At 43.8% G+C, this 10,593-nt stretch carries 10 protein-coding genes; 8 read left to right on the top strand and 2 right to left on the bottom strand.

All coding sequences use genetic code 11. From position 1 onward, the window contains the following. The first annotated feature begins 46 nt into the window (after positions 1-46). From QE357_RS24780 to QE357_RS24755, 6 genes are all read left to right on the top strand, one after another. Complete coding sequence (locus QE357_RS24780) at positions 47-835, top strand: SRPBCC family protein (RefSeq protein ID WP_309713974.1); 789 nt, start codon at positions 47-49, stop codon at positions 833-835. Continuing rightward, positions 816-1,988 carry a zinc-dependent alcohol dehydrogenase gene (locus QE357_RS24775; protein ID WP_309713970.1) on the top strand — a complete coding sequence of 391 codons (1,173 nt, stop codon included), beginning with the start codon at positions 816-818 and terminating at the stop codon, positions 1,986-1,988. The genes QE357_RS24780 and QE357_RS24775 overlap by 20 nt, the downstream gene beginning before the upstream one ends. Positions 1,989-2,044: 56 nt before the next feature. Beyond that, positions 2,045-2,341, top strand: a complete 297-nt coding sequence (locus QE357_RS24770) for a hypothetical protein (protein ID WP_309713967.1) — start codon at positions 2,045-2,047, stop codon at positions 2,339-2,341. Between the two features lie 78 nt (positions 2,342-2,419). Next, on the top strand, positions 2,420-4,639 hold the full coding sequence (locus QE357_RS24765; protein ID WP_309713965.1) for a hypothetical protein: 2,220 nt from the start codon (positions 2,420-2,422) through the stop codon (positions 4,637-4,639). 13 nt (positions 4,640-4,652) lie between these two features. After that, positions 4,653-5,390 carry an SDR family oxidoreductase gene (locus QE357_RS24760; RefSeq protein ID WP_307144136.1) on the top strand — a complete coding sequence of 246 codons (738 nt, stop codon included), beginning with the start codon at positions 4,653-4,655 and terminating at the stop codon, positions 5,388-5,390. A gap of 23 nt (positions 5,391-5,413) precedes the next feature. Next, complete coding sequence (locus tag QE357_RS24755; protein ID WP_309713960.1) at positions 5,414-6,019, top strand: fasciclin domain-containing protein; 606 nt, start codon at positions 5,414-5,416, stop codon at positions 6,017-6,019. A 108-nt stretch (positions 6,020-6,127) separates the two neighbouring features. On the opposite strand, the gene QE357_RS24750 is transcribed toward QE357_RS24755, so the two are convergent. Together QE357_RS24750 and QE357_RS24745 are read right to left on the bottom strand one after the other, a co-directional pair. Beyond that, positions 6,128-7,264, bottom strand: a complete 1,137-nt coding sequence (locus QE357_RS24750; protein ID WP_309713955.1) for a hypothetical protein — start codon at positions 7,262-7,264, stop codon at positions 6,128-6,130. 156 nt (positions 7,265-7,420) lie between these two features. After that, on the bottom strand, positions 7,421-8,422 hold the full coding sequence (locus tag QE357_RS24745) for a glycosyltransferase family 9 protein (RefSeq protein WP_309713951.1): 1,002 nt from the start codon (positions 8,420-8,422) through the stop codon (positions 7,421-7,423). 367 nt (positions 8,423-8,789) lie between these two features. Here QE357_RS24745 and QE357_RS24740 point away from each other — a divergent pair, with 367 nt between their 5' ends. Together QE357_RS24740 and QE357_RS24735 are read left to right on the top strand one after the other, a co-directional pair. Then, positions 8,790-9,419 carry a response regulator transcription factor gene (locus tag QE357_RS24740; RefSeq protein WP_106638190.1) on the top strand — a complete coding sequence of 210 codons (630 nt, stop codon included), beginning with the start codon at positions 8,790-8,792 and terminating at the stop codon, positions 9,417-9,419. Between the two features lie 191 nt (positions 9,420-9,610). Next, positions 9,611-10,360: an OBAP family protein gene (locus tag QE357_RS24735; RefSeq protein ID WP_309713947.1), complete on the top strand. Its 750-nt coding sequence runs from the start codon at positions 9,611-9,613 to the stop codon at positions 10,358-10,360. The last annotated feature ends 233 nt before the right edge of the window (positions 10,361-10,593 follow it).

Here is a 10,593-nt window from a genome sequence, read left to right as displayed (position 1 = left end):
TAACGCTCTGTTATGTTTTTAAGTGAAACCTTTATTTGAATCTATTATGAATTCAATTCATGATTATTCTTTTGAAAAAGAGCGTCTGGAACCTATCATTAGAGGATCTGGTAAAGTAAACATCGGCTCTACGGAACGAATGGTTTCCGCTTTCGGTGGAGCTCTTCTTACAACGTATGCCTTTCGCAAACCTCTGAATCGCTGGGCCGTATTGGGAGCGGGGGCTTACCTGCTTTTTCGGGGCTTATCCGGGTATTGTCCCGTGAATAAAGCCGTGGGACGAAATACCGCTGAAAGCAATCCAAAGCCATTGACCATTAAGCGAAGTTTGACCATCAATCGGCCCCGAGCGGACGTGTATGCCTACTGGCGGCAGTTAGAAAACCTACCCAGTTTTATGCAGCATCTGAGTCGGGTTACGGTCCTGGACTCGCATCGTTCGCACTGGGAGGCACCTTTGCCGGGCGGGGTAGGGTTCATTGAATGGGATGCCGACATTACCGGCGAAACGGAAGGAGAATGGCTTCACTGGCAATCGGTTGCAGAGGCCAGTGTAGATCACGTGGGTGAGGTATACTTTGCCGATGCTCCCGGTGATCGGGGCACGGAAGTACACGTACACATTACCTACCAACCACCCGTGGGTTACGTAGGGCACGCTCTGGCGGGTTGGCTTAACCCTGCTTTTGAGCAAATGGTCAAGGAAGATATTCGTCGGTTTAAACAATTCTTTGAAACGGGAGAATTGCCTGTTAGCGAAGCTCATCCGTCCGGAAAGTCCGTGACGGGTTCACCATCTACCTATCAAACTGCCTATGAAAGCCCTCTGTTATAACGGTATTCGGGACTTAAGAGTCGAAACGATTCCTGATCCTCAACTTATTAATCCTCATGATGCCATTGTTCGCGTCCACATGTCTTCCGTGTGCGGGTCGGACTTGCACCTCATTAATGGCTATGTCCCTACGGTAATGGCGGGGGATGTATTAGGCCACGAATTTATGGGGGAGATTGTGGAAGTAGGTCCTGAAGTAAAAAAGCTAAAGAAAGGGGATCGGGTTGTCGTCGGTTCGGTGATTGCCTGTGGTGAATGTCAGCACTGTCAGGAACAGACCTACTCTTTATGCGATAACACCAATCCGAATGCTCATCTGTTAGAGAAAATGTATGGGGATTCGGTAGCGGCCATTTTTGGGTATTCTCATGCTTTCGGCGGGTATGCTGGTAGCCATGCCGAGTACATCCGTGTGCCTTTTGCCGATCAGGGAGCCTTTTTAGTGCCGGAAGGACTTTCAGACGAATCCGTTGTTTTTTGTTCCGATGCCTTTCCTACGGGCTTCATGGCCGCTGATATGGCCGGTATAAAACCGGGGATGGTGGTGGCGGTATGGGGATGCGGCGGCGTAGGTCAAATGGCCATACAGAGTGCACGTATATTGGGGGCCGAACGCATCATTGCTATTGACGGTCACCCCGAACGACTTCGCATTGCCCAGGCTCACGCCGGAGCTACGCATTTGCTCAATTACCGGGAAGTGAATATTCAGGAAGCTCTGAAAGAGTTAACGGGCGGTCGAGGCCCTGACGTATGTATAGATGCGGTAGGAATGGAAGCCTTTGGCGAAGGACCCGGCTATTACTACGACCGCGTGAAGCAATGGGTGCGGCTGGAGAATGATCGGCCTATTGTTTTAAGGGAAGCCATCATGGCTTGCCGCAAAGGCGGAACGGTGTCCATCGTTGGCGTTTACAGTGGTTTCGTTGATAAAATTCCCATGGGAGCGGCCATGAATAAAGCACTGACTTTCAAGATGGGACAAATGCACGCTCAGAAATACATTCCCCGCTTGCTGGAATACGTACGTGACGGCAAAGTAGATCCATCGTACCTCATTACGCATCAGGTAGGACTGGAAGACGGCCAGAAAGCCTATGACCTGTTTTACGAAAAACGCGATCACTGCATGCGGGCCGTTTTTACTCCTTAAGCTTTTGATTCATGATTGATCTCCTGTCCAGCCTTTAATCCTATCTGCTCTTTAGTATGAAACCTATCCAACGCTCAGGATCTACCTTTTTTGATGATAAAAAGATGGTAGGTTCAATCGATGATTTCGCTAAAAAGGTTCTGGAATTGCTAACCACAGCCGAAGACTTTCAAAAACCTTCCTTACCACTGGCCGAAGACACCTGGGCTGGCGTAATGCGAGACACCCAGAATGCCTATTATGCGGTTTTCGCTTCGGGGCAGGGGACGCCGTATTTCACGGAAGTTCAATACCTGCCCTTTAGCGAAGCCGATGCCCCGGATCTGTGGGCAGAAATTCAAAAGTACGCTTAGAAGTCTTTGATTAGTAGCCGTTTATTTCATCGTCGTTCTGAAATAAACAAGAAGATTTCTGCTAAACCTAATAAACGTATGACTAGTACCACCGTCTCTACTACCTCCGGCGTCTCCCAGTGGGCCGCCGGTATACAAGCCGTATTCGAAAGTGAAAATCAGCAAGTGCTGGCTTTCCTTTATAGTAAGGGAAAATGGACCTACCTGGTCGATACTAATTCACTCTGGATCATTTATGCTTATCCCGAAGGCCCGCAGTTTGCCATTCGGGCCTGTTTTGATCCGCAAGGTTTTGAATCCTGTCAGATCACCGAATATACAACGGAGCGGATCTGCTTTACGATCCAGGGAAGTTTAGGGCTTTTTCAGGTAAGCTTTGCCATCATTGATCCCGAAAAAGGACTTGTACGCTACACGAATCAGCTAAAGACGCGTCAGAAATTATTTTTAAGTGCCTTACCCAGAGACCTTTATCCGCAGTCGGAAGTCGATGTGAAAATTGCTCAGAAAGGACCGGCTGTGGGGTTACTTTATTTTGATCTACCGGGGGCTGGTAGTGCCCTGTACATACAGAATTTTACCTCGTTAAATCCCTATTTTGAGTCATCGCACACCGAGCCTACTAACTGCGTGGGAGGAGAATGGCCGGAACTAGGCTTTGCCTTACCTCCTAGTCAAACCCCTTTGAAAGCCGATCAGACGTATCTGCTTTCGGATGCGTTTCTGGTGATTAATCAGGCTTCGGAAGCTACACAACTGGCAAAACCGCTGGAGTTTATTGAATCCTTAGCTCTTATTTATGACCAGTTACCTAAAACTCCAACCAGTTATGTAGACTGGCCAAGCCGGGCTCAGCGAACCCTGATAAGCTTAAACCGTTCGAAGGCTTGTAAACAGATTATCAATCAACAGGTATACCTCAATGCGTACGTAGATTCGTACGAGAAGCCACCGGAAAGTATGGTTCAATTGGCCATTCTGATTCCTTTACTGGAGTACGAACAATGGAAGCAAACCACCTCTTACGCTCTATCTCAGGATTTGATGCGGAGTATACCTACGTTTTTCAAGAAAGAACTAAAGGTGCTTACCCGCTGGCTTCCCGGCGTAAAATTCAAGAAACCCGACGAAGAGCTAAGTGAGGAGGAAAAACCTGAAATCATTGATTCCTGGTATCTGTTGCATATATTAATAAACACGGGGCGATTAGCAAGTTTTGGGCATGAAGCCGCTCATTCCATTTTTTTTGAATCGTTATCTTACCTGATAAAAGCCGCTCACCATTTCAATTATGAATGGCCGGTTTTCTATTACATGAATGATTTCTCGGTGATGAAAGCCGAAACCGAGCCGGGAGCCGGCGGTGAGCATGATGTGCCGGGTCTATACATACACGTAATGCTTCAGGCTTATGAGTTTACGAAAGAAGAAATCTACCTTGAAGAAGCAGAAAAATCGGCCCAGCGACTACTAAACTTGGAGTTCAGTCTGCTTTATCAGTCTAATAATACCATCATGAGCGGAGTTGCCTTGGCCCGGCTCTGGAAGATCACTAATAACCGAACCTATCTCGAACTGAGTTACCTCTGTGTAGCGAATATACTGGCCAAGATGTGGTTATGGGAATGTGACTTCGGGTACGGGAAAGACTATTCTATATTCATGGGGCTGTCGCCTCTGCGAGATGCCGAATATATCTCCGCTTACGAAGAGGCGGAATCGCTGGCGGCGTTAACCGCTTATGTCAAGGAAGTGCATCAGGTAGCTCCCCGCGAGTTGAATTACTTACTGGCCGAATACGGCAAATATCTTTTGCACCGGGGCCAGTTTTTTTACCCTGATCAGACTCCTCCGGCTCTGATTTGCATGCAACCGAAAGAAGGGACTACCATGCGGAACCTGAGTATTCCCATTGAAGACTTGCGGAGCGGCTGGCAACAATCGGGACAGGTAGGCCAGGAAGTGTATGGAGCAGCGATGGCTTTTGTCTTAACTAGCTACGCTTACCACTCTTTCCCGAAAGTTCCCTTTCAAATCTTTGTGGAATATCCCGTTTTCCGGGCCGATTTTCTGAGTGAATCATCCAAAGAAGGAAAAGTAACGCTGGTGATCGGCGGTAGCGACCTGGGTACTTGCAAACTTCGCCTTTTATCGCCTAAAGGAATTCTACCTTATACCCAATGCCTGGTGGGTGAGGACAAGAACGAAGTTACGCCTTGTAACGAAGATCACGCCCACACCTTTCGGGAATATGAATTACGCGGTGGAACAGAAGTAACCCTTACGTATTGGAGCTAAAAACGAATGCATTATGAACACCATCGAACCTACTTCTCTGGAAGGAAAACGCATCCTGATTACCGGCGGAACTACGGGCATTGGCCGGGCGACGGCTGTCTTATTAGCCGCTCAGGGTGCCAACGTACTCATTGTAGGACGTCATGAAAATGAACTAAAGGAAACCTTACAGGCCATTCAAGAAAGCGGCCATTCGGCCCATGGTTGCGTAGCAGACGTCAGTATGCCCCGGGCCATCGAACTTGTCTTTAAAAAAGTGGACAGCCAGCTAGGGGGGATTGATGTGCTGATTAACAATGCGGCCTTGGCGGCCAGCGGAATCATGGAGGAGGAAAACTGGCGGTATGTGATCGAAACCAACCTCATGGGTTACCTGGCTTGCAGCAGAGAAGCGATCAAACGGATGAAGGAAACAGGGGCCGGACATCTGGTTTACATAGGTTCCATGAGTGCAGATGTGCGGGAAGAAGGCAGCTCGGTTTACGTGGCTACCAAAGCTGGCATTCAGGGTTTTACGGAAAGCCTTCGAAAAGAAGTAAATCCCCTGGGTATAAAAGTAAGTCTGATTGAACCCGGAGCCGTAGCTACGCCCATGCAGCCCGCTTCCGAGGAAGAGCAAAAGCAGAAACAGCAGGAACTAGAGATGTTACACGCCGATGACATTGCCCAGGCGGTAGGGTTTGTCCTGAGTCAACCGTTACGCAGTGATATCGTTAACCTACAGATTAGACCTCACCTTCAGCTTATTTAAAAGCTGGTAAACCATGATTAGCCATGAAAACAATATTCTTATTTATCCTGGTCACTAGTGCGGGCCTGGCCTACGGGCAGCAGCATGACCAGCGAGCCAATCAAATGGCCAAGCCTGGCCCTCGTTCCATGAAGGCCACGTACGACACCACGGGTCAGTTAGGGGGACGGAAACGGGTACCCATGGATGCGAAGAAAGACATTGTTCAGAACATTAATAATTCCCATTTGTTCTATATGTTCATGTCGGCCATTCGGGGAGTGGGATTGGTACAAACGCTACAGGGACCGGGGCCTTACACGGTCTTTGCTCCTTCCGATTCTGCTTTTTATGGATCTACTCACGTTTCAAAATTACTGGAGGAAAATCAGGCCGTCGATCTGAGGAAGGTAATGTCTCTGCACATTGTTCCCGGTAAATTTACAACGCAACAACTCCGTCAGGCCATTGCAAAGGGAAATGGCGTAGCCAGATTAAAAACCATTTCCGACGAAATAGTAATGGTAGTGGAGAAAAATAAGAAACTTATTTTCACGGATAAAAAAGGAACGCAGGCGATTATTAACTTACCGGATCAAATGCAGAAAAATGGTATTATTCACGTAGTAAACGCCGTTTTGTTGCCCTAAGTAGAATTACTTTAAAGGTAAGATTATTTTGATGATAAAGCTTAATATAGACTAGAAGGGATTAACTCAAGGATTTAGTTTTATTGAGTTAATCCCTTTTGTTTTAATTTAAGATCCACCAATGATAGACAATGGAAACTTAATGTAAATCCATTTTTTATCTTCGATAGCCAGCCTGGCATTCAATAATGTACTTAAAATTCTGACCATATATAAGCTTAGTTTTTGACGAGAGGAAAGGTTAGCAGTGAACTCAAAAGTATGACCCATCTTACTTAGTATTTTTTCTCTATTATCAAAGGAAAATCCAGATTCTGAAAACTGAATATTTAAAGTCCAGCTATTTTCTTCGATTGCAGAGGCGTAAGAAATACTCACTGACCCCTTAGGCATTTGTAGTAAAATGAACTGTAAAGTTCTGTGTAAAATGGTACTTAGTTTTTCTACGTCAGTTACTGCCAGTAACAAATCGGGACCGTAGGTATGAATAGCAACAAGCGTTGGTTTATTAACTTGGACTTCTGCTACTACTTCTTTAATTACCTGGGCCACATTGGTTGAAGACAGATGTAAAGATTTCTTGCCTACATTACAAAACTCAAAGAGCTCATTTAACACAAGTTGAATTTCCTTTACATTTCGTTGTAAAACTTCATTGAAAATCTGTCGTTGAGATTCGCTGATGTCTGCGGTACCTAATAAAACGGATGCTCCACTAATCGCTCCCAAATTACCCCGCGTATCATGAATGAATGCCCGCAAAATGCCAATCTGTTCATCCGTTAAAGTCGATTGATTAAAAAAATTAGAAGAATTTTTAGTCATGGTTTCCGCACAAACCTGTAAGGTTTCTTCAATCCATTCTTCAATCAAAGTCATAACCGTTTGACGAAATTCCCAGCGTTGATTAGTTTCTTCCGAGCTTTGCGAAGAAGCGTATGATTCTAGTTCACGCGTAATGACTTTCTGTAAATGATGTAACTGACGGATGAAAAACTGGCAGGTATTAATACTCCTCTTTTCCGGCGGAATTAAACTTTCCATTACTAAAGAAGAAGTAATAGGTGCTTTCGATGGAAGCTGGGTAAGACGAGCTACTAATTCTCCCATGATGAACTGTAAATTAAAATGATTAACCAGGTGACTAAACTGAGAATCTTGCAAGCATGTTTCATGCCAGGCGTCTACAATTTCATGCTGACGGCTAATAATATACGAAAGCTGTTTTTCGAATGCTGGTTGCATGGTGTAAAAAGAAAAATCAATAGCTCCGATGAATTCAAAGTATTGATTTAATCCATGAGTATAGCCACTGTTACTTTTGTCAAAAAGTTGTTCCCTATGGCTACACTGAACCTGGAAGGTTTTAAGAGTAAAAGACTGTTGGAAAAAATGTAATGATTACCAGAAATTCTCCTGGTTAAGATGAAGCAGTGTACTGATTTCATGAATCACTTCCTTAATGGGTTGAGATTCTTTGAGGATGTGCACTGATTTTGAACGGGATTCATGAAACTGAAGCTGGTGTCCGCGGGTACTCAGCCAGACGCTGGGCACGTCCAGATGAACGGCGAGCTGAGCCATGTCTGTATCATCACCGATGACTAATGAGGATTGATTGATTAAATAGGCCAGGTTGCTCCAGCATAAGTTTTCCCGTAAAAAGCTGAACGTTGGAGACTCAATGTGTTGGCAAATTTCCAGAATACTGGTTTGCTGTTCTTCATTAGCAATAAAAACGAGGCTATACCCATGGTCAGCCAATAAGTAGGCAATCATGGTATAATAACACATAGGCCAGGTTTGCACCGCCGGATTTTCCATATGAATGCATACGAATGGGTGCTGGAAAAGTTCAGGGTACAATTGGGTAAAGGCCCGTTTATCTGATTCAGTCGAAGGAAATTGGAATCCATTGGGACTGGCCGGAATGCCCAGTGAATTCAATAGATGCGTTTGTACACACTCTTTAGCAAGAGCGGGTTTTAATGATAGTATTAAGGTATGCTTAAACGGACAATTACTTTCCAGGGAATACCTTACTAAAAGTCTTGGATTCCAGAGTTCAAGCCACTTATCTACAGAAGGTTTGTTCGAATCAATTTGAATGATTACATCCCATTGCTGCTGTTGCATGGCTTCTGTAAACCAGCTGAAATTCAAATGAGAGTGGTTATGGTTCGCGTAATCAGGGCAGTTGATGTATTCATTCACTACCCCTGAAAATCGCTTTACCAGTTCTTTGGAATCTTTCGAAGAAATCCAGACCAACGTTGCTTCAGGAAAACTGGATTTAAGTGATCTGAATAGTCGAATGTCGTTCGGCAGATCAGCCATGGAAGCGGTTTTGAATACCCCTATCTTCTTGGGAGTATACCCTAGAATTGAAGTAATGCTGTTCATAGCGGAGTGGTTGGATAATATCTTTTTAATAAGTCAAGAGTAGAATAGATGGCGTGAATACACGCTATTTACTTTTAAAAGTAATTCAATAACATTATGAGGTTCGTGTAATAAGTATAACCGCCAGTTATTTATTTAAAAACCCCACCATGTTATTGAATTGTGACAAAGATGGGATTTAAATTATTCTATAAAAATAACGTAATGGGTCCTATTTCATCCCCCTAAATTTGGGGGGATGAAATAGGACCCATTAACCTAAGGAGTCAAATCAATACTGAATAAAGTTAAATAAATATTAATAAATTAGTCGCGATGTGTACCTTTACTTAATTCTTGCTAACACTCCTAGATATACGTTCCCTTTATGACTATAGCAATTATCGATGACCACACCGTTATTGGAGAGTCATTAAAGATAATTTTATCAACTTATTATACGGATGCCCTGATTACTTATTACCTGAAAACGGCTGATTTTTTGGGGGATACGGGACGCGGTGAAGTAGATGTGATTATCCTGGATTTGTTAATGCCTGAACAGGCTGGTCTGGACTTCATGGTCGAGTACCGGAAAGAATTTGACTCTAGTAAGTTTATTATCGTCTCGGCTCTCAATGATGCGAATACGATTCGTTATGCATTACGATTGGGAGCCGATGCTTACGTCTCAAAAGATGAATCACTCGTGGAGATCAAACGGGCTATCGATAGTGTAATGCTTAATAGTCAATACTTAAGCACTAATATTCGGAAAAGCCTGGTAGATCATATTCTTGTAGATGAGAAAATAGTATTTCACCTGACTCCGCGAGAGCGACAAGTGTTGAACCAGGTATGCAACGGATTCACGATTAAGGAAACGGCTTATCATTTAAAAATAAGTGTTCATACCGCTCAGGAACATTATAAGAATATTATGAAAAAGTTTAAAGTAAATCGAACGGTTGATTTGATTGTATTTGCCATTAAACATGGTTTATATTATGTGAATTGATAAGAATACGATAGGTTTTAATGATGTTAATCATTGATTAAGTTATTTATCTAATTATTATCATCGTTTGCAAGCTTAGTTAGAATTAATTATGTTCTATATGGCCTAATTAATTATAGTACTATTTTTGATTTATCTTGACAGATAAGGAATGCTTTTTTACAGCTTTGATTAGAAAAAATCATAAGCTTATGAAATTCATCCTGCCTGGTTTATTTATTATTGCTACGGTTTTTTCCTGCGGCGGAAAAAATACATCTTCTAACGTAGAATCTCCTGGTAAAGAAAAAACAGGAAAAGATAAAGCTCTGGAAATAGGAGCGGATTTATTACAAGATAAAAAACCGTTGAAAGCACTGAACATGTATCTAAATGGCTTTCATTTTTACAATGGTAATATGAAAGGACAGATGGAAGCTCATCATTACTGCCATCAGGTAAATGATGAGTTAATACAGTGTATTATTTATGATGGTAACGATGCTGATGCTAAAATTATGGGTATTGAATACATCGTTTCTGAACGGATTTTTAAATCTCTACCTCAGGAAGAGCGTAAGCTCTGGCATAGTCATCGCTATGAAGTTAAGTCGGGAAGTCTGATAGCCCCGGGCATTCCTCAGGCAGCCGAGCATGAGCTGATGGAGAAACTCGTGACTACTTACGGAAAGACTTTCCATACCTGGCACACCGACAAAGATCTGGTATTGCCCATGGGGCATCCGATGGTAATGATGGGCTTCACAGAAGAAGGGCAACTGGAAGACAGCCTGCTAACCCAGAGGGATCAACGTTTTGGTATTTCAACTGCCGAAAAGAAACAAAACCGAGAGGATATTCCTGTTTCGCCCATTTTGCCCGGGGCCGATGCCTGGAAAAAAAATCAGATCAAGCAGTTAATCATTACTGATGACTACAAAGGTGTATTATCTCATCATTAATCTTAGAAGACGGTAGTAACACTGAGCGTCGCGGACGAGCAGTTAAAATTACCCCTGGAGCGAGATCCCATCTCGTTTCTGCGATAACGGCAGGTTCCTACTTGCCGTTATTCTCATAGCGAAGGGCCTTATTACTCTCACAATCGCTCGGGGGCGAATTGGTAACAGGTCCCAGCACTTCTTTCCCAAACAAAAAGAAACTTTCTACCATCGGCCAGAGGCCTGCCAGACCA

Origin of the sequence: Siphonobacter sp. SORGH_AS_0500 (assembly GCF_031453245.1) — a bacterium.
Lineage (GTDB): Bacteria > Bacteroidota > Bacteroidia > Cytophagales > Spirosomataceae > Siphonobacter.
This window is presented reverse-complemented; position numbering and strand designations above follow the sequence as displayed.

Excerpts from the sequence above, each read along its gene's own strand:
- QE357_RS24780 (WP_309713974.1), top strand. The coding sequence starts at position 47 with ATGAATTCAATTCATGATTATTCTTTTGAAAAAGAGCGTCTGGAACCT.
- QE357_RS24775 (WP_309713970.1), top strand. The coding sequence starts at position 816 with ATGAAAGCCCTCTGTTATAACGGTATTCGGGACTTAAGAGTCGAAACG.
- QE357_RS24770 (WP_309713967.1), top strand. The coding sequence starts at position 2,045 with ATGAAACCTATCCAACGCTCAGGATCTACCTTTTTTGATGATAAAAAG.
- QE357_RS24765 (WP_309713965.1), top strand. The coding sequence starts at position 2,420 with ATGACTAGTACCACCGTCTCTACTACCTCCGGCGTCTCCCAGTGGGCC.
- QE357_RS24760 (WP_307144136.1), top strand. The coding sequence starts at position 4,653 with ATGAACACCATCGAACCTACTTCTCTGGAAGGAAAACGCATCCTGATT.
- QE357_RS24755 (WP_309713960.1), top strand. The coding sequence starts at position 5,414 with ATGAAAACAATATTCTTATTTATCCTGGTCACTAGTGCGGGCCTGGCC.
- QE357_RS24750 (WP_309713955.1), bottom strand. The coding sequence starts at position 7,264 with ATGCAACCAGCATTCGAAAAACAGCTTTCGTATATTATTAGCCGTCAG.
- QE357_RS24745 (WP_309713951.1), bottom strand. The coding sequence starts at position 8,422 with ATGAACAGCATTACTTCAATTCTAGGGTATACTCCCAAGAAGATAGGG.
- QE357_RS24740 (WP_106638190.1), top strand. The coding sequence starts at position 8,790 with ATGACTATAGCAATTATCGATGACCACACCGTTATTGGAGAGTCATTA.
- QE357_RS24735 (WP_309713947.1), top strand. The coding sequence starts at position 9,611 with ATGAAATTCATCCTGCCTGGTTTATTTATTATTGCTACGGTTTTTTCC.